Raw genomic sequence first — 20,197 nt, 5'->3', positions numbered from 1 at the left:
AAGCAGCCATCATTTAAAGAAAGCGTAACAGCTCACTGGTCTAAATAAGGGTCTTTGCGCCGAAAATGTAACGGGGCTAAAGCCATACACCGAAGATGTGGATTTACACGTAAGTGTAAGTGGTAGCGGAGCGTTCCATAAGCCTGTGAAGGGATACCCGTGAGGGATCCTGGAGGTATTGGAAGTGAGAATGCTGACATGAGTAACGATAAAGGGAGTGAGAGACTCCCTCGCCGAAAGTCCAAGGGTTCCTGCTTAAAGTTAATCTGAGCAGGGTGAGCCGGCCCCTAAGACGAGGCCGAAAGGCGTAGTCGATGGGAACCACGTTAATATTCGTGGGCCTGTGGGAAGTGACGGATTGCGTAAATTGTATCATCTTATTGGATTGATGATGCAGTGAAGCAGTTCCAGGAAATAGCTCCCACATTATAGACCGTACCCGAAACCGACACAGGTGGACCGGTAGAGAATACCAAGGCGCTTGAGAGAACTATGTTGAAGGAACTCGGCAAATTGCACGCGTAACTTCGGAAGAAGCGTGACCCTTTAGCGGGCAACCGTTAGGGGGTGGCACAGACCAGGGGGTAGCGACTGTTTACCAAAAACACAGGGCTCTGCGAAGTCGCAAGACGACGTATAGGGTCTGACGCCTGCCCGGTGCTGGAAGGTTAAGAGGAGATGTGCAAGCATTGAATTGAAGCCCCAGTAAACGGCGGCCGTAACTATAACGGTCCTAAGGTAGCGAAATTCCTTGTCGGGTAAGTTCCGACCTGCACGAATGGCGTAACGACTTCCCCGCTGTCTCCAACATAGACTCAGTGAAATTGAATTCCCCGTGAAGATGCGGGGTTCCTGCGGTTAGACGGAAAGACCCCGTGCACCTTTACTATAGCTTTACACTGGCATTCGTGTCGACATGTGTAGGATAGGTGGTAGACTTTGAAGCAGTGGCGCCAGCCATTGTGGAGTCTTCCTTGAAATACCACCCTTATCTACATGGATGTCTAACTGCGTTCCGTTATCCGGAACCAGGACCGTGTATGGTGGGTAGTTTGACTGGGGCGGTCGCCTCCTAAAGAGTAACGGAGGCGCGCGATGGTGGGCTCAGAACGGTCGGAAATCGTTCGCTGAGTGCAATGGCATAAGCCTGCCTGACTGTAAGACTGACAAGTCGAGCAGAGTCGAAAGACGGTCATAGTGATCCGGTGGTCCCGTGTGGAAGGGCCATCGCTCAACGGATAAAAGGTACGCCGGGGATAACAGGCTGATGACCCCCAAGAGTCCATATCGACGGGGTTGTTTGGCACCTCGATGTCGACTCATCGCATCCTGGGGCTGGAGCAGGTCCCAAGGGTATGGCTGTTCGCCATTTAAAGCGGTACGTGAGTTGGGTTCAGAACGTCGTGAGACAGTTCGGTCCCTATCTGCCGTGGGTGTAGGAATATTGATAGGATCTGTCCCTAGTACGAGAGGACCGGGATGGACGTATCTCTGGTGGACCTGTTGTGGCGCCAGCCGCATAGCAGGGTAGCTATATACGGAAGGGATAACCGCTGAAGGCATCTAAGCGGGAAACCCACCTAAAAACGAGTATTCCCATGAGAACCGTGGAAGACGACCACGTTGATAGGTCAGGTGTGGAAGTGTGGTAACACATGAAGCTTACTGATACTAATCGTTCAATCGGCTTGATCGTTCCCATTACCTATATCCAGTTAATAAAAAAGCAGAAAATAATCCAGCTTCAATTCGTTCATGCCTTTCGCCGACCTGGTGGTTATGGCGGAGCGGCTGCACCCGATCCCATTCCGAACTCGGCCGTGAAACGCTCCAGCGCCAATGGTACTTTGTCTTAAGACACGGGAGAGTAGGTCGCTGCCAGGTCTGCAAAATGCATGTATGAATATTTTCTCTTCACCATCAAACAAATCAATTTGTCTAGCTGATAAATCCCAAGCAATATAAGCCCTATAGCTTAAATCATTCCTTGGAAAAAAGACACAAAATCAAGATAATAACGCTTCCTAAAAGCATGACATTATTTTAAAAATGTGCCTTAATATCAGATACTCCTTCACAACATACCGGTCGTGAAGAAGTAAACAAAACCCTTGACGCGGGGTGGAGCAGCCCGGTAGCTCGTCAGGCTCATAACCTGAAGGTCGTAGGTTCAAATCCTGCCCCCGCAACCAATAAAACCCATCAGCAAAATAATAGACACATTGTTAAAATATACATGATAACCGCCACATAGGCGGATTTGCGCTTTCTTGGGCCGTGTTGAGACATATGGCATGAGAATTACTGGCGCGAAGACTTTATTTTACCTAGTTGATGTGTAGCTCATCGTTCTCATTGTTCATCAAACCCGAAAGGCCGCAGGGGCAAATTTTGCTTAATAGACCTCTAATTTACTGACTTATTCGACAATTTTGGCGATCTTAGTAAGGTGTAGGTGGGCGCTTTTTGCGGGTTGTTTTAAGGTCGAATAAGGGCATTTCAAAACTTAATTCAGCCGGATGCTTTTCTTTCCTTTTCTTTTCTTCAATACCAATTGCAAAAGACACATATAAGATCGCCATACGAGCTATTTGCATGATGCATATTGCTTTAGATTCAAGCTCGTCGCTGCCAATGGTAATACCCAAGCCGCTATCATATGTTTCTGGTGACATGAATGGCTTTGCCCAACCTTCTATGACACGCAAATATGAATGTTCAAGTGCATTGCGAATAGTGTGCAAATCTCTGGCGTCAGCTGATGTGGTTGCTTTAATATCTTCATCAAATAATTCTTTTGATAACCAAAATAGCCCACGCAAAGGCAAGTTGTCTGAATTTTCAAATTGGGGTAAAAGATGCTTTTTATTTTCAACCATCCAAATATTTTTAAAACTTATTCTGCCGAGTTTTTTATTTAAAGCCCAATAGTGATTCACCAAATAAGCAATTTTATCCAATAGGGAATATGCAATACGAAAGGCCATGCGTATTCGCTCACTTGCTAAAGAATATAGCAGGTAGTCAAGTGTATCTGAAAGTGTGTCATGATGATCAGAATAGTGAATTTTATTGCTATTCAATCCCTCAAATAACGTGAAACGCACGGATACATATTCTTGCTTTATCTGATTAAAAAAGCCGAAAATCGGGGGAGGTAAATGCCCATCAGTTCGCTCGTTTGTTTTTTCGGATATTGTAGGAATTACGAGGTCGTCATAAGCTGCGGCCCAATAAGGTCCAAGATCATTTATTGGCGAAAGAAATAAGCGGTTATCAAGACACCAATTGCGATATGCCAGCTCCTTATTTGTTTGGTTCTTGGGACCAATGTCAAGATTTTGTATTGAGCGAACTATCTTAACATTAACAGCACTTGCAAGACTTCGAACCCACTGCATTGATGCATTTTGTATGAGATGTTTATTATCAGCATCAAAAATTGCATTATTTGCGCTAACAGCAAGAAAACTATCATGGGCATGGAGGGTTATAACCGCACGTTCATAGTCATCGTTTATCACGCCGGCATATGTTTTGAGAGCATACCCTCGGTTGATCTGAGCCATGGCAAAATTGGGAATAATTTGTAATGCTCTATCATATAAGGCAATAGCATCAATAAATCGGCCGACTGAATTTAGTAGATTCGCGTGATTAGTTAGTATCTGACACTGCCGTATTTTATCGATCTGTGAAAAATAACAATGGTTCGATGCACGCGAAAGAGCCAATAACTCTTCTTGGCGTTCAGTTGATTCCCAAGCCCAAGACAAGTGTTTTTTTTCACTGTGTGATAAAGCACTCCATGCATTGGCTCAATAATATTCGACGATAATTTCGTCTTCATCTTTGAGATCACGTTTTGATAATTCATCAAGTAGAAAAAGTGCCCGCTTGGCGCCACGATTAAATGATGCGTCAAAAGACATATCGATTAAATTACCAATAAGCTCAAATGCTTCGACATCAGTCATTTTAACAATGCTACGTTCACAGAGCTTATTTAATTCTATTGCGTGTGCACTTTGCAATGATTACTATCTCCATAATATTATATAAATCATTATTAATTTAACTTTTCAAAACTGGATTTGTATGAGGAGGATAAGCAGCGAATATAACTCAGTCAAGCTATACAAAGTCAAAATGGTTGGGGCGGTGATATTGGTAAAGGGGAAAGCCTATGGATAATTTGAGTGATGATGTATTGAAGCTTTTTGGGAATAAAGTTTTAAAGGACTATTTTTCTAAATTGCCAGTTGAATTAACAGAACAGGAACAAGATAAACTGCGCTCTGCTGGTCTTGTCCTTGGGAAATCATTTCAATTTTCCCATGATGAGTTTGTAACGCAGATGATTGAAATTGGTAGCCGGTTTGATCTTAAAGCTGCAGCAAGTGCGTTTATTGCCGCCAATTTTGATGGTGAGGTCTCTCTGGCATGGCAGGCTGTCTTGCCCTCTTTGGCTATTACAAAAACACTTGTTCCCCATGAGGCACATATTTTACGTCCGCAAGATCGAGAACAAATCTGTTGGATTTGCGGTCATAGTTTGTTACCCGAAGAATTAGCTTTTCATAAATACTATGCCAATATTCAAGGATCTGGTTTTGGCGAAAATCATCGCCCTGATGCGCTCTATACGCTTCAAGTTGCCGAAAAAAATCAACACTGGCCACAAGCTTCACAGGCAGCGCGTAGCCAATTTAAAAATCTCTTGCAATGGATTGAAACTCTGCCTGAAAATTTTACTTATGCAAAAACCAGAGATACTTTACATAAAACTAGAGTGCTTAAACGGTCTCAAAAATACCGATGCGAAACATTTCTTGAAGCACTTGGTTTGATAGGGGTGTTAAGTACACCAGATTATCCGGGTATTTTAGCCAAGGAGACAAGTTTTGCGGAGCTTGATCGCAGACCCAATAAAAATGTAGAGACGACAGGGCCTATCGGTCATTGGCGCGTCCGGCATGGCGTCAATTGGGGGTTGGTAAAAGACCTATTCCTCATTGATAAGTAGTATGGGTATGGTCCCCCAATATAAAGCATAAGGAGCAAGTCTTGGAAAATCCATATTGGTCACTAATTGCTGATGACGGCACGCATTTTCGCTATCACTATGATAATCTTAATGATGCGCCTATTGATACAAAAGTTTTAACGCTAACCTCTCATACGCTTAATTGGCAGCGGGCGAGAGAATTCAAACAGCTTGAAGAATTGCAGCTTTATTTTTGTAATAAAGCGCAATTTTTAGCATTGCCAGATTTTCCAAAGGTTAAAAGAATGGTTCTATGCAAGGCGAGGCCTGATAGTTTTGCCTGTCTTGATAGGCAGACGGACTTAACCGAGTTAAAGCTTATTTATGTTTCCAAGCCGACTAGTCTAGAACCGATTGGCCGATTGACTAATCTTACATCATTGGCGATTGAAAATTTACGCAATGTTGAAGATTTTTCTCCTTTGGGGAACCTAAAAAAACTGCGATATCTGTCGATTGAAGGAACATTTGACTGGAACCAGAAAATAATTGATTTTGATTTTTTGGGTGAGATGGAAAATTTGGAAGTATTACGTATCACATCAATTGCACCTAAAAAGGAAGGCCTGCCTTTAGCGTCCTTAATTAAATTGAAAAATCTAAAAGAGATTTTTGTTTTAGGTTTTCCAACATCGCAATATGCATGGTTTGAAGTTAATATGGCGCATGTGAAAGGTGCTGTAAAACCTCCTTATCGCAAATTTTATCATCATATTGAAGGTAATTCCTACACAACTCGCGAATTTGCTTGGGGCGAAGATGAGCAATTAGCTGGTTGTAGCTATGGTGCTTATTTTTTGGGGTGCGAAGCTCGAGATCCATCAGGTAGTTATGAGAGTGTTACCAAACGCTGTAATGCTTATGCTGAAATGTACCAAAAGCTTGTTGAATATTATACAGAAATAAAACATTCCAATTGATAGGCTTATCTTATTTCATGTAAAAATCGGGCTACTATGTTTACGGTTTTACACATAAAATACGTTTATTATATTGAAGCAGTAAATTGCGCTAATTTCTTCATTTTTTCACATTGTAGGGATGTAAAAATTGGTTCAAAATTTACTGGAGATGCTATAACATACATCTGCTTTATAAATTCATTTCGAACGGGCAAAAATAAAAAATGATTTATTGTTTCAAGCCTTGACCAATTCGACAAGCCTATGCACATATGGTAAAAGGTGAATAACTCAAATTTTTAAGGCCAAAGCCCCCATGTCTGCTTCCGATAAAAAGAAGTCACGCTCAAAAGAACAAAATTTAAAGCCGCATATTACTGCGCTATCTGGTGCAAAAAACCATAAGCAAGCCGCAGATTGGCTTGCCTATCGCAAGATCGAGGATATTGAATGCATCACTCCCGATCAAGCAGGGGTTGCGCGCGGCAAGATGATGCCAACCAAAAAATTCAATTCTGATACATCGCTTGCTTTGCCATCGGCGGTTTTTATGGCAACCATTTCGGGTGATTACCCAGAAAATGGCAATGGCTTTTTCTTTCCTGAAAATGATGGCGATTTAAAACTGGTGCCCGACTTATCTACTTTATCGGTTGTGCCTTGGGAAAGTGATCCAACCGCGCAGGTTATTTGCGATCTTGTTTATCAAGAAGGCGGCTATGCCGAATTTACACCGCGTAATGTTTTACGCTCCGTCATTAATGCTTACACCGAGCTTGGTTTAAAGCCGATTGTTGCACCAGAAATTGAGTTTTACCTTGTTTGCACCAATCCAGATCCGGATTATCCGCTAACGCCGCCGGTTGGCCGCTCGGGTCGCCCGATAGGCGGCGGGCAGGGCTATTCCATTGCAGGTGTGAATGAGTTCGACGAGTTGATTGACGATATTTATCATTTTTCTGAAGCGCAGGGCTTGGAAATTGATACGCTTATTCACGAAGAAGGTGCAGGCCAGTTAGAGATTAATTTGCGCCACGGCAATCCAATAGAGCTTGCCGATCAGGTGTTTTTGTTCAAGCGCACCATTCGTGAAGCAGCTTTCAAACATGATATGTATGCAACCTTTATGGCTAAACCTATTCAAGGTCAGCCGGGGTCGGCAATGCATATTCATCAATCAATCGTTGATATTGCAACGGGACAAAATATTTTTTCCAATCCTGATGGCAGCGAAAGTGAAGCCTTTTTCCACTTCCTTGGCGGTATGCAAAAACATATGGCAAGTGCTTTGGTGATGCTTGCACCTTATGTTAATTCCTATCGCCGGCTTATTCCCGATGTTTCGGCACCGGTGAATTTGCGTTGGGGCTATGATAATCGTACTACCGCATTTCGTGTACCACGTTCTGGTCCTGAAGCGCGCCGTGTTGAAAATCGTATACCATCATCGGATGCCAATCCTTATCTTGCCCTTGCAGCTTCGCTTGCTTGTGGTCTTATTGGTTTGCGACAAAAGCTACAACCTGATGAGCCGACAACTGAAACGGTTAATGCTGCTGATATTGAATTGCCGCGTGGCCTTATTGATGCGGTTAGTCTTTTTGAGGCAGATACTGAGCTTCGCGATGTTTTAGGTCATACATTTGTTGCCACCTATGCAGCGGTCAAAAGACAGGAATATGAAACCTTTATGGAGGTTATCAGCCCTTGGGAACGGGAATATTTATTGCTGAATGTGTGAGGCTAATTTATGCAACAAGATGCAATGTCGCCGGGAATTTCATGGTATGCGCAAAGCGTGGATGATCGTCCGCGCTATCCAATATTGCAAGGCGACCATCAATGTGATGTTGCCATTATTGGTGGCGGGTTTACCGGTCTTTCGGCGGCATGTCATTTAGCTGAAAATAATGTGTCGACTATTGTCATTGATGCGCGCCGCTTTGGTGCGGGGGCATCAGGACGTAATGGTGGGCAATTTGGCACCGGCCAACGCCGCTGGGTCGAAGATCTTGAAAAGCAGTATGGTTTTGAACGCGCCAAGGCCTTGTTTGATTTGGCCGAGGAAGCCAAGCCCCATATCCATAATTTTGCCAGTAAGCACAATTTTGAAATAGATTATTTGCCCGGTCAATTATCCGTTGCTCATAAGCCTCGTTACCTTGATGATTATAAGAGCCATGTCGATAATATGGCGCGCTATGGCTATAATCATCTGCAATTTATGGAGAAGAATGAAACAAGTGAGCGTCTTGGGGCGAGCCATTATTATGGTGGCATCCGAGATATGGGAACAGGGCATATTCACCCATTAAAGCTAGTGATCGGCACTGCTAATGCTGCCCATAATAATGGCGCTGCGCTTTATGAACGTACAACTGCTTTATCGGTAACGCGCAATGGTATCAATATTATTATTAAAACCGAGCAAGGAACCATTAGTGCTAAGCGTGTTTTAATTGCTACTAATGGTTATGGTGGCAAAATTAATAATAAGGCACAGGCGCATGTTTTGCCAATTCGTAGTTTTATCGGTTCAACTGTTCCACTAAGCGATAATACGTCGATTTTACCCGGTTTTGAAGCGGTAGATGATTCACGCTTTGTTGTGCGCTATTTTCGTAAAACGCCTGATAACCGCTTGCTTTTTGGCGGTAGTGAAGCCTATGGCAACCCTGATGGGCGTGATATGACGGCATCAGTGCGCAAGCAATTAACCCAAATTTATCCAGATTTAAAGGATATTGAGCTAACTCACGTTTGGGGCGGCACGGTTGCAATAACCGTTGAGCGCATGCCCTATGTGCGTGAAGTGGAGCCCGGTATTACTTTTTGTGGCGGCTATTCAGGGCACGGTGTTATGCTGTCGCATTATTTTGGTTATCTTTATGCACAAGCCATATTGGGCAAAAAAGATCGCCTTGATATTATGCGAGAGCTTAAAATTTCAGGCTTTCCAGGTGGTGCTTTACGAAGCGCCTTGCTTTACCTTGGCCTAAGCTGGTTTGCACTTCTAGACAGGTTATAAATTATATTTTACGGCTATCATAGGCCCATTGTAACAAAGCTTGGCGTTGGCGCGGACGGCAAAAAGGATCGCCTTCTTCACAATTGTTACGCAATTGTGTTTGGTGGCGTTTCATCATTCGCCAGCGTTTAATCTGTCGTGCATCTTCTTTTTCTAATCGGCGTCCTTGATAATAGCGACAATACCATTGAAACCAACCGCGTGGATCATCTTCATAAATCCAACCTTTCTGTTGCCAATAGGATAGTGGTTTTCCTGCCATAACGCCAAAGTAATTAAGTTTCGCGTTCTTTTTTTCGGGTGATAATTTGGCATTTTCAAACCAGCTTTTGGGAAATTCATCCCTGCAATCGGTCATATATTTTCCGCCCATTACCCCAAGCTCTAGCATTTCTGCTGGGGTCAATTGGGGTTGAAAATCAGGATGAAAATCTTTACCAGCCGCACAAACTAGTTGATATTTATAGCCTGTTTGCATTTTGTCATTTACTTCAATCCACTTAGCCATAAGACACCCTAATTTAAAAATATTCTCTTAAATCTTATTTAGAGCTTTAAATTGAAATGGAAGGAAGTCATTTCAATTTCGTGCTAACATTAACTTGATTGCCTAGAAAATATCATAAAAAAACGCTGGCCAAATTTTGACCAGCGTTTTAATTTTTACAAGCCTTAATAAGTTTAGCGTGTTAGTGGCTTATAGGTTACGCGGCGCGGATTAACGCTTTCAGGTCCTAAACGACGGATCTTATCGGCTTCATAATCGGCAAAGTTACCCTCAAACCATTCAACATGGCTGTCGCCTTCAAAGGCAAGAATATGAGTTGCCAAGCGATCCAAGAACATACGATCATGGCTGATGATAACGGCGCAGCCAGCGAAATTTTCCAAAGCATCTTCAAGTGCTGCTAAAGTTTCGGTATCCAGATCGTTGGTTGGCTCATCGAGAAGCAATACATTGCCACCAGCTTTAAGCATTTTAGCCAAATGCACGCGGTTACGTTGACCGCCCGAAAGGTTACCGACTTTTTGCTGTTGATCGCCGCCTTTGAAATTGAAAGCACCGCAATAGGCGCGGCTATTCATTTCAAATTTGCCAAGCTTGATAATATCATTGCCGCCGGAAATTTCTTCCCAAACATTTTTATTACCATCAAGCGTATCGCGGCTTTGATCAACATAACCAAGATCAACAGTATCGCCAATACGAATAGATCCTTTATCAGGCTTTTCTTGACCAGTAATCATACGGAATAATGTAGTTTTACCCGCACCATTGGCACCGATAACACCAACAATACCGCCGGGAGGGAGCTTGAATGTCAAGTCATCAATCAGTAAGCGTTCGCCATAGCCTTTGGAAATGCCATCAAACTCGATAACCACTTGCCCTAAGCGTTCACCAACAGGGATAATGATTTGCGCGTCGCCCGGGCGGCGTTTTTCAGCAGCTTCAACCAATTCATCATAGGCCTTAATACGAGCCTTTGATTTGGATTGACGGGCTTTTGGACTAGCTGCCATCCACGCTTGCTCACGGGCAAGAGCTTTTAGGCGTGCATCTTCTTCACGACCTTCTTGTGCCATACGTTTGGCTTTTGCATCAAGATAAGCAGTATAATTGCCCTCATAAGGAATACTATTGCCGCGATCAAGTTCCAAAATCCAATTGGTAACATTGTCAAGGAAGTAGCGATCATGGGTAATGATCAAAACTGAGCCTTCATATTCACGTAAGTGTTTTTCAAGCCATGCGGTTGTTTCAGCATCCAAGTGGTTGGTTGGTTCATCAAGCAATAGCAGATCAGGCTTAGAAAGCAGCAAGCGGCAAAGCGCGACACGACGTCTTTCACCACCTGATAATTTGGTAACATCGGCATCAGCTGGTGGACAGCGCAAAGCTTCCATCGCCATTTCAACTTGCGAATCAAGGTCCCAAAGATTTTGGCTGTCAATAATATCTTGCAGCTTTGCACCTTCATCAGCCGTTTCATCGGAATAATTCATCATTAATTCATTATAGCGATCAAGAATAGCCTGTTTGTCGGCAACGCCTACCATGACGTTTTCACGGACATTTTTTGCAGGATCTAGTTCAGGTTCTTGCGATAAATAGCCACAAGTTGCACCTTCAGCAAGCCAAGCTTCGCCGCTATATTCCTTGTCATAACCTGCCATAATGCGCAAAATGGTTGATTTACCGGCGCCATTGGGACCTAAAATACCAATTTTTGCGTCGGGATAAAATGAAAGATGAACATTTTCAAGGATCTTCTTATTGCCGTAAGACTTATTTAGTCCGGCCATATGATAAATAAATTGGCGCGCCATAGCTCCGCTATTACTCCATAAAGCAATAACCCACGAGACTTATGGTCGGTAGGTTATCTATTTAAAAACTTTGTGTTGCACTCTATATAGCGTCAATCATCCATTTGAACAATCACTTCAGTATAAAATAATCAACATTACCGATATTTACATCAAGAGTTAGCCAGATCATTTAAATTGCTTAAAAACGAAATATAAATCTTGGTGAAGTCATCATTATAATATTTGACAATATAGCCTTCAACAAAATGATCGTCGGTGAATGTTTTTAAAATCATTTCATAGGCAAGATTTGCAGCGATGTCACATTTTAATAGATTATCAGTTTTTATAATATCATTGATGCAAATCTGATTAATAGATTCCTCATTGTCGTAATTAAACGCCCTTCCGAAAAGCTTTTTTGCCAGTAAAGCATCTACCTGCTTTGCATCAAACTGTGACGCCAAATATTTAAAATTGCGGTAAGAAACAATATTTGAATAATCTAATTCATCAAGTTTAGATTTTATAACCGGTCTAACCTCATTGAGAAACAGCTCTTCATCAAAATCAGGATATAAAAACTCATTATTAGCCGATGCTATCAATTGGCTTTCTTTAGTCCTTAGCGCAAAAAATGTAAAAATAGCTCCATCAAGCCCTCTAAAATATCGGCAAGCGGACAGGCTTGGATGAATGGTCTTTAGTCGTTTTAAAAATTGTAAATATAGTATATCAACATATTTAAAATAGGAATATTCGCCCTCTTGGCGAAAAGGTTGATCAACAATATGGCAGTCAATCAACCAATCGACCTCATTATAATTTGCCCGTAATTCAACTTCGTATTTATAGTTAGCCCGTTTTTTCAACCTATTTATATTGTCCGGACTAAATGGATCGCGCGGACGTTTAGCGATTAAGTAACCTTCAAAATCGTCAACAGTAAAATTGCGAACATCAAATTGACATTTATACAAACTATCTTCGTCGATATTTTCCTGTAAAAATGAAAACGATTTTTTAATATATTCAATCATATCAATTGGCGGCATGACATATTCCTTGAATATTGCTTGTTCTTTCGGACTAGTCGAAATGGAATGCCTATTAAATATATCATTAGCGCCGCCCAAATAAGCGCTCAATGTCATGAAGTTTTAATTCAATATAAGTTGGACGACCGTGATTACATGTACCAGATCCCGGTGTTGCTTCCATTTGGCGCAATAAAGCGTTCATTTCCTCGGCCTTTAAAATGCGTCCAGAACGCACAGAGCCGTGGCATGCCATGGTTGCGGCAACATAATCAAGCATGGATTTTAAACCATCTGCCGTATCATGCTCGGCTACCTCATCAGCCAAATCTCGGATAAGTGCTTGTGCATCAATTTCACCAAGCATGGCGGGTGTTTCCTGTACGGCAAGCGCACCTTCACCAAAGGCTTCAATGCCAAGACCAAATTTTTGCAGTGTGTTGGCATGATTCATTAACCGGTCAACATCATCTTGCGGCAGATCAACAATTTCAGGAATAAGCAACATTTGTGACGGTAATGGCTTATCATAAAGTGCTTCTTTTAATGCTTCATAAACGAGGCGTTCATGCGCTGCATGTTGATCAACAATGATAAGGCTGTCTTGTGTTTGTGAAACGATATAGTTTTTGTGGATTTGTGCGCGCGGCGCACCAAGCGGCGCATTTAATTGGTCAATGGCTGGTTCAACAAGATTAGGGCGCAAATCCGCACTTGGCTCCATAAATGCACCCAATTGCTCTTGCAATAAAATATCAGTCTTAGCTGGCATGGAAACGTGATTATCATCAAGCGGTCGATGAAAAGCTTGACCATTTTGCGGCGTCCAAGCTTTACTTTGCGGCCGGTAAGTTGCGCCTTTATTTTGCCCCTGATAATATTTGTTTTGATAGGAAGAATGGGCAGGCTGGCCACTCATTTGGTTTGTCATAGCCGCATTGGTGGATTGCTCGGTGCGAAATGCGCTTAACATGGCGCTTGCACCAGTGGTGGCTGGCTGTATGCCAGATTGCTGCAAGGCAGATCTTATGCCGCCAACAATAAGCCCACGCACAAGGCCTGGGTCACGAAAGCGCACATCTGCTTTGGCAGGGTGGACATTAACATCGACATCTTGTGGATCAATAGTAATGAAAAGTGCAACAACACCATGACGATCAGGGGCGATAGCGTCACTGTAAGCACCACGAATTGCGCCTGATAGGGTTTTATCCTTAATGGGGCGGCCATTAACATAAACAAATTGATGAAGCGCATTGCCACGATTAAAGGATGGAACACCGACAAAACCGCTTAATTTAACCCCCTCACGTTCAGCATTAAGCTCAACCATGTTTTGCGAAAACTCCTTGCCCAATATTTGCCCAAGCCTAACGCTTAAACCATCAAGATCTTTGGTTGATCCTGCATATTCGCTTAAACTGCGATCTGGCCCCGATAGGGTAAAACGAATATGGGGGAAAGCAATGGCAATGCGTTTTACTACATCGCTAATTGCAGTGCTTTCAGCACGCTCGGTTTTTAAAAATTTAAGTCGCGCTGGTGTTGCAAAAAACAAGTCTTTTACTTCAACAACGGTGCCTTTGGTAACTGCGGCAGGACGCGGTCCCTCAATCTTGCCGGCAGTTACAATAATTTCAGCACCCTCATCAAGGTCAATATGGCGCGATAAAAGCCGTAATCGTGAAACTGACGCAATCGAAGGTAGCGCTTCACCACGAAAGCCAAGGGCGCGAATATCGTGAATATCATCACCCATTTTGGATGTACAATGGCGCGAAACCGCAAGCAAAAGTTGATCAGGCATGATGCCACAACCATTATCAGTGATACGAATAAGGTTTTTTCCGCCGCCTGCCGTTGCAATATCAATACGGGTTGCGCCAGCATCAATGGCATTTTCAACCAGTTCCTTGACCACACTCGCCGGCCGCTCCACAACTTCGCCGGCGGCAATCTGGTTGATCATAGTTTCACTAAGGCGGCGGATAGGCATGGGCATCAACTCTATAAGAATAAAAACATGTCCAATGTTAAAGCTATTGAAACGCTATAACAAATAAATAATAAAATAGTCTGTTTAAAAAATGGGGAAACATCACAAATCTAAAAATTAAAAAACACATCAAACTCTAGCAGGTAATTATTGCTACTTGTAAGGTATAGGGTATTTATAATGAATAATGCTCAGTTTTTTTAATATAGGTTGGGACTTTAAATGCCATGAAAATTATATTGCCGTTGTCCATTCTAGCCTATATGTGCTCGCTTTTACCATTTTTAAGAACATGGGATTCAAACTATAGATACGCAAATTACTGTTATAACGGCGATATCTTTGTTGAAGGCTATGGTTTCCCCTGTCTTGTTGTTGGTGATGATGCAATTATCGAAATCTTTATTTATTCTATGCCAATTCTTGTGCTTGCCATTATTATCTTTGGCATTGTTGCATTATTTAATTTATTCAAAGGAAATTTTACTGCACTATGTTACGCTATATTCTTGGCTGTAGCGGAAATTGCAATTATTATTATGGTTTTATTACTGACGCGCTTAACACTTTTTCTAGCCGGTAAAGTGGGAGATATTTGTGTTTATAATGAAGGAAGCCCAATGCCCTGCCTAGTCCTTACGCCAAGTTTTATTACCATTTATTCCATCTGCTTGGTACTATCGCTCGTTCTTATTGGCATATTACACAAATGGGTATTTTGCTTTTTAGGCCTTTCTGATTAAGCGATTTTTTAATAAATAACAATGATATCAGCGTTTTAAATGATGAATTGCTAAGAATTATAAATGGTTGTTTTTTAATATAGTATTTCAATACCGACAACATAACCTTCTTGGTTAATATCAAATAAAATATCAGGCCCTTTGATTGGTAAGGTATTTTCAAGGAGTTTGCTAAGGTTTAAATTGTGTTTAACGCAACCAGTCATCTCGTTTTGATGGTGTTTATCTAGCTTGATATACACAACATCGTGTTCTTTACCTAAGCGCTCCATTCGAGTTTTATATTTTTTACACTTTTTCTTGTAATGCTTCTTCTTTTTCATTTGCCATCCTTTGTATGAAATCGAGATACGAGGCGTAGTTAATTCTAAATTACACCTTAAATCACCTAAAATAGTGTTTTGAATTATTATTTGATGAAAAATAGTTTGAACTTATTTTGTTCTGACGATTTTTGGTGGCAAGCACATTCGGCCTTTATCAATGCATGGGGAGCGATGTTGTTTAGACGATATAACTGGGAAGTGTTCTTTAAACTGTTACAAAGCAGTGCGTATCGCGCTTTTAGGAATTGCTAGTAAAAAGCTGGAAGCCAAAAACCTAACTTATGCGGTTATAATTGTTGTAATATTAGACCCGATTTATCACTAAAATCTGCAATAAATTTGATATCTTGCTTAAATGATAGGGAAACAATCGTTTTGACTGTTTCCCCAATTCCCCCCGCTTAAAAGGGATATAATAGACACATCTGCTTCTAAATGTTAACTTCAACAGTCGCCAATTGAACAGATATGTAAAGACTAACAACGATATATTGATAGTTTATAGCACAAGATTGTCGAAAAAACAAGTCTTTCTGTATTATTTTGCTTTGTCAAGAGCTGATGCAACATCTTCCAATAAGTCATCTGTATCTTCAAGGCCAATAGAAAAGCGCAATAGACCATCGCTCACACCAAGTTCTGCACGTGCCTCTGCACCAATGCTTTGGTGGGTAGTTGTTGCAGGATGGGTAATAATGCTTCGTACGTCGCCAAGATTATTCGAAATAAGCGGAATAGTAAGTGCATTGCAGAACTCAAAAGCCGACTTTTTGCCGCCCTTTAATTCAAAAGCAATCATGGTTGAGCCGCCGCTCATTTGGCGAGCGATAATGTCCGCTTGTGGGTGGTCTTTGCGTCCTGGATAAAAACACTTCGATACAGCTGGATGCTCGGCAATAAGATCAGCAATTGCACCTGCTGATTTTGTCATTTGGTTCACCCGAAGCGGCATGGTTTCTAAGCCTTTTAGCATGACCCATGCAGTAAAGGGGCTCATTCCGGGGCCCGTATGGCGGAAATAATTTTGTAAATTATCGGCAATCCATTCCTTGCTGGATAGGATAGCGCCGCCTAAACATCGCCCTTGGCCGTCAATATGCTTGGTTGTGGAGTAAACAACCACATCAGCACCAAGCGCCAATGGCTTTTGATAAAGCGGCGTTGCAAAAACATTGTCAACCACCACAACTGCTCCAACATTATGGGCAATTTTACAAACAGCTTCAATATCGACAATTTCCAAGGTTGGATTGGCCGGCGTTTCAAAAAAGATAAGGCTGGTTTTTGGTGTAATCGCCTTTTCCCAATTTTCAATTTTTGCACCATCAATAATGGTAACATCAACACCAAACCGGCGCAAAACTGTATCAATAATATAATGGCAAGAACCAAACATGGCGCGGCTTGCCACTACATGATCGCCAGCTTTTACATAGCAAAGGATGGCATTAGCAACGGCGGCCATGCCTGAGGCAACCGCACGCGCATCTTCAGCGCCTTCCATGATGCACATTTTCTTTTCAAAAATATCATTGGTTGGATTGGCATAACGCGAATAGACAAAACCTGGATCTTCACCGTTAAAGCGATTTTCGGCAAGTTCGGCGCTTTCATAGGTGAAGCCTTGGGTCAGAAAAATGGCCTCGGAAACTTCGCCAAATTGAGTGCGTGTTACGCCACCATGAACCATTTCAGTTGCAGCGCGATATTTGCGTGTGGGATCAAGTGTCATCAATGCTTCCAGTCTGTCAATTCAGTCAACAAAGCCAGAGGAAAGTATGTTGCAAAACAAAATGAGTATATTTTTAGTTTTGCATTTTCTAGTTTATGATAAGCTGTCAATAAACCTAATAATAAAGACAATAGCTTATGAAAGACTAGACTTTTATGGCTTTGTAAATTAATACCAACCAAAAAACCGCAAAAGTGCTTTAAAAGCTACGGCCTTTTAGCATTTAAGAAACGTGGCTGCAAGCCGGCCGGCCAAATCACCACGGAATGGAAAAGACTTTAAAACTCTTGCAAGGATACGTCAATTGCTGCAAAGGTTTCAAAGATCATATTTTGTTGTATAGTGAGCGCATCTGATTTTAAATCAGATGATGAAGGCGAACGAGAATAAAAAGTGAGCGCATCTGATTTTAAATTAGATGAATAAGACGAACAAGAATAAAAAAGTGAGCGCATCTGATTTTTAAATCAGATGGATAAGACGAACGGAAATAAAAATTAGCTTTGAGTTACAAAGTTTGAAAGTTAATTAAGAGGATAAAATAGGAAAAGAATGCTACGCGCAACAGGAATTCTTGCTGATAAAGACCTTGCAGCACTTTTAGCCAATGGCGGCCTATTAACAGCCAAGCCTCTTGATGATGATCAGATCCAACCGGCAAGCTTAGATTTGCGTCTTGGCAAACGTGCTTTTAGGGTTCGCGCTTCATTTATGCCGGGGCCTAATACCAAGGTAAAAGACAAGCTTGATAAGTTCACCTTGCATGAGTTTGATTTGAGCGATGGTGCTGTGCTTGAAACGGGCTGCGTTTATATTGTGCCTTTGCTTGAAAGCCTTGCTTTATCTGCTGAGATTTCAGCTTCGACCAATCCTAAGAGCTCGACAGGTCGTCTTGATATTTTTACCCGCATTATTACCGACAATGCGCAAGAATTTGACAAAGTTCCTGCAGGTTATCAAGGCCCACTTTATTTAGAAATTAGCCCACGCACTTTTCCTATTTTGGTGCGCACTGGCTCGCGTTTGTCGCAAATTCGTTTCCGCAAAGGCCACCCTTTATTAAGCGAAAAAGAATTGCAAAATTTGCATGATAGTGAAGTGCTTATCTCGGATAAAATACCCAATATTAGCGGCGGCGGCGTTGCGTTGTCGATTGATTTAAGTGGTGATGCCAATCATCTTATTGGCTATCGTGGCAAACGCCATACCGGCGTTGTTGATGTTGATAAGAAGAATGCCCATAATGTGCTTGATTTTTGGGAGCCAATTTATGACCGTGGTAGCCGTGATCTTGTGCTTGATCCCAATGAATTTTATATTTTGGTTTCGCGCGAAGCTGTTCATGTGCCACCGCTATATGCTGCTGAAATGACACCTTTTGATCCACTGGTTGGTGAGTTTCGTGTGCATTATGCTGGCTTTTTTGATCCCGGCTTTGGGCATAGTGCTGCAGGTGGTACGGGTAGCCGCGCGGTGCTTGAAGTACGCAGCCATGAAGTGCCCTTTATATTAGAGCATGGGCAAATTATTGGTCGCCTTGTTTATGAGCATATGTTGGAGCGCCCACAAGCCCTTTATGGCAGTGATTTAAAATCCAATTATCAAGCCCAAAGATTAAAGCTATCCAAGCATTTTAAAGTAGCTTGATTTTATTAAAAATGAGTGGAAAAATTAAGTAATGAAGCGCTTTAGGCAATTTTTAGCTAAAATGGGTTTAGCAAGAATAGGCAAAAAGTCACCATTACAGATCATATTGTTCCAAATGAAAAAGGCATGGGGAGAAGCCATGCCTTTTGTGGATTTAGGCGCCAAAATCTAGGCTTTTTTCAAATAGGTTTCCACCAATTCGCCCCAATAGGTTGCGCCAATTTCTAATAGGCGGTCATTAAAAACATAATGGGGATTATGAAGGCCAGCACTATCACCATTACCAAGGAAAATATAAGTGCCGGGGCGCTTTTCCAGCATGAAAGCAAAATCTTCACTAGGGGTAACGGGATTGCCCTTGGCTGTCACCTTATCATTGCCCCAAAGATTTTGAGCGACAGTGGTAGCAAATTCGGTTTGTTGATCATCATTAATTAAAACGGGGTAACCATATTCATAATTGATGTTGGCACGTGCGCCAAAAGAGCTTGCCTGAGCTTCAACCAAAGCGCAGATCCGCTCGGCGAGTAAGGCGCGGTCTTCTGCTGAAAAAGCACGTATCGTCAATTCAAGCTCGACACTGTCTGGAATAACATTAGATACATGGCCGCCGACAAATTTACCAACCGTAATAATGGTGGAATTAAGCGGCGAAACATTGCGTGAAACAATTGTTTGTAAAGCCATAACAATGGACGACGCTGCTACAATTGGATCTATGGTTTTTTCAGGGATTGCGCCATGACCACCACGCCCTTCAATGGTGATATAGGCGGTGTCTACAGAAGCCATCATCGGGCCTTTTAAAAAGGTCATATGGCCAACAGGGGAACCTGGCCAATTATGCAAGCCAAAGACTGCATCGCAAGGGAATTTTTCAAATAAGCCATCCTCAATCATGGCTTGCGCGCCAGCATAACCTTCTTCTGCGGGTTGGAAAATAAGATGGATTGTACCATCAAAATTACGTGTTTCGCTTAAATAGCGTGCGGCGGTAAGCAAAATGGTGGTATGGCCATCATGACCGCAGGCATGCATAAGCCCACTATTTTTGCTAGCATAATCAACATTGCTTTGTTCTTCAATTGGCAAAGCGTCCATATCGGCGCGAATACCAATTGATTTGTTACTTATGCCATTTTTCAAGCTAGCAACCACGCCTGTTTGCCCAATATTACGGGTAACATCAAAGCCCCATTGCTCTAAAAGCTCTGCCACTTTGCTTGATGTGCGGTGCTCATTAAAGCCTAGTTCTGGATACATATGCAGATCATGCCGAATAGTAATCATTTCTCCAAGAAAGGATTCAATATGTTTTTGGATGGTCTTTTTTTGCTCGGACATAGTTTTCCTGCCTGCTTTGATTGCAATATTTAAAGATACTATTGATTTGCTCAATTTTATAAGTGTTAAAACGATAAAAGCT

Annotated in this window: 15 protein-coding genes, 1 tRNA gene, 2 rRNA genes and 1 riboswitch (1 of these 19 only partly in view); of the genes, 9 read left to right on the top strand and 9 right to left on the bottom strand. The window is 42.1% G+C overall.

What is annotated here, in order from left to right; translation table 11 throughout:
• The 3 genes from H3299_RS12180 to H3299_RS12170 form a co-directional block, all read left to right on the top strand.
• Positions 1–1,696: ribosomal RNA gene (locus tag H3299_RS12180) — 23S ribosomal RNA — on the top strand; it begins 1,117 nt to the left of the window's first position.
• A 73-nt stretch (positions 1,697–1,769) separates the two neighbouring features.
• Positions 1,770–1,884, top strand: a 5S ribosomal RNA gene (gene rrf, locus H3299_RS12175).
• A 231-nt stretch (positions 1,885–2,115) separates the two neighbouring features.
• Positions 2,116–2,192 (top strand) — tRNA-Met (locus H3299_RS12170).
• A gap of 249 nt (positions 2,193–2,441) precedes the next feature.
• Here H3299_RS12170 and H3299_RS12165 read toward each other — a convergent pair.
• Entirely contained in the window at positions 2,442–3,524 is a 1,083-nt protein-coding gene (locus H3299_RS12165) for an LA2681 family HEPN domain-containing protein (protein WP_182417925.1), read from the bottom strand.
• A gap of 294 nt (positions 3,525–3,818) precedes the next feature.
• A complete protein-coding gene (locus H3299_RS12160) occupies positions 3,819–3,977 on the bottom strand; it encodes a hypothetical protein (protein ID WP_182417924.1) in 159 nt (52 codons plus the stop codon).
• Between the two features lie 209 nt (positions 3,978–4,186).
• Between H3299_RS12160 and H3299_RS12155 the strand changes: the two genes are divergently transcribed.
• The 4 genes from H3299_RS12155 to H3299_RS12140 all read left to right on the top strand — a co-directional run bounded on the left by H3299_RS12155 (position 4,187) and on the right by H3299_RS12140 (position 8,977).
• A complete protein-coding gene (locus H3299_RS12155; protein ID WP_182417923.1) occupies positions 4,187–5,026 on the top strand; it encodes a hypothetical protein in 840 nt (279 codons plus the stop codon).
• A 41-nt stretch (positions 5,027–5,067) separates the two neighbouring features.
• Positions 5,068–5,967, top strand: a complete 900-nt coding sequence (locus H3299_RS12150) for a hypothetical protein (protein WP_182417922.1) — start codon at positions 5,068–5,070, stop codon at positions 5,965–5,967.
• A 298-nt stretch (positions 5,968–6,265) separates the two neighbouring features.
• Positions 6,266–7,690: a glutamine synthetase family protein gene (locus tag H3299_RS12145; protein ID WP_182417921.1), complete on the top strand. Its 1,425-nt coding sequence runs from the start codon at positions 6,266–6,268 to the stop codon at positions 7,688–7,690.
• A 9-nt stretch (positions 7,691–7,699) separates the two neighbouring features.
• On the top strand, positions 7,700–8,977 hold the full coding sequence (locus H3299_RS12140) for an FAD-binding oxidoreductase (protein ID WP_182417920.1): 1,278 nt from the start codon (positions 7,700–7,702) through the stop codon (positions 8,975–8,977).
• Position 8,978: 1 nt separating this feature from the next.
• Here H3299_RS12140 and H3299_RS12135 read toward each other — a convergent pair whose 3' ends face one another.
• From H3299_RS12135 to mutL, 4 genes are all read right to left on the bottom strand, one after another.
• Positions 8,979–9,485 (bottom strand): hypothetical protein, encoded by a 507-nt coding sequence (locus H3299_RS12135; protein WP_182417919.1) that lies wholly within the window; start codon positions 9,483–9,485, stop codon positions 8,979–8,981.
• Between the two features lie 173 nt (positions 9,486–9,658).
• Positions 9,659–11,308 (bottom strand): energy-dependent translational throttle protein EttA, encoded by a 1,650-nt coding sequence (gene ettA, locus H3299_RS12130; RefSeq protein WP_182417918.1) that lies wholly within the window; start codon positions 11,306–11,308, stop codon positions 9,659–9,661.
• Positions 11,309–11,460: 152 nt separating this feature from the next.
• Positions 11,461–12,345, bottom strand: coding sequence for a hypothetical protein (locus H3299_RS12125; protein WP_182417917.1), 885 nt, complete (start codon positions 12,343–12,345; stop codon positions 11,461–11,463).
• Between the two features lie 67 nt (positions 12,346–12,412).
• Positions 12,413–14,323 carry a DNA mismatch repair endonuclease MutL gene (mutL, locus tag H3299_RS12120; RefSeq protein ID WP_182419761.1) on the bottom strand — a complete coding sequence of 637 codons (1,911 nt, stop codon included), beginning with the start codon at positions 14,321–14,323 and terminating at the stop codon, positions 12,413–12,415.
• A 227-nt stretch (positions 14,324–14,550) separates the two neighbouring features.
• Here mutL and H3299_RS12115 point away from each other — a divergent pair, with 227 nt between their 5' ends.
• Positions 14,551–15,066, top strand: coding sequence for a hypothetical protein (locus H3299_RS12115; RefSeq protein ID WP_182417916.1), 516 nt, complete (start codon positions 14,551–14,553; stop codon positions 15,064–15,066).
• A 74-nt stretch (positions 15,067–15,140) separates the two neighbouring features.
• On the opposite strand, the gene H3299_RS12110 is transcribed toward H3299_RS12115, so the two are convergent.
• Positions 15,141–15,389 carry a DUF2283 domain-containing protein gene (locus tag H3299_RS12110; protein WP_182417915.1) on the bottom strand — a complete coding sequence of 83 codons (249 nt, stop codon included), beginning with the start codon at positions 15,387–15,389 and terminating at the stop codon, positions 15,141–15,143.
• Positions 15,390–15,930: 541 nt separating this feature from the next.
• Positions 15,931–17,124 carry an O-succinylhomoserine sulfhydrylase gene (locus tag H3299_RS12105; protein ID WP_182417914.1) on the bottom strand — a complete coding sequence of 398 codons (1,194 nt, stop codon included), beginning with the start codon at positions 17,122–17,124 and terminating at the stop codon, positions 15,931–15,933.
• 196 nt (positions 17,125–17,320) lie between these two features.
• Positions 17,321–17,397, bottom strand: a riboswitch (SAM riboswitch).
• A gap of 279 nt (positions 17,398–17,676) precedes the next feature.
• On the opposite strand from H3299_RS12105, the gene H3299_RS12100 reads away from it, so the two are divergent.
• Positions 17,677–18,771, top strand: a complete 1,095-nt coding sequence (locus H3299_RS12100) for a 2'-deoxycytidine 5'-triphosphate deaminase (protein WP_182417913.1) — start codon at positions 17,677–17,679, stop codon at positions 18,769–18,771.
• Between the two features lie 168 nt (positions 18,772–18,939).
• Here H3299_RS12100 and H3299_RS12095 read toward each other — a convergent pair whose 3' ends face one another.
• Complete coding sequence (locus H3299_RS12095; RefSeq protein WP_182417912.1) at positions 18,940–20,115, bottom strand: M20 aminoacylase family protein; 1,176 nt, start codon at positions 20,113–20,115, stop codon at positions 18,940–18,942.
• Positions 20,116–20,197: the final 82 nt, after the last annotated feature.

It is taken from the genome of Bartonella sp. HY038, from assembly GCF_014117425.1.
Classification (GTDB): Bacteria; Pseudomonadota; Alphaproteobacteria; order Rhizobiales; family Rhizobiaceae; genus HY038.
The sequence above is the reverse complement of the archived record's forward strand: the minus strand, read 5'-3'. Positions and strand labels throughout refer to the sequence as shown.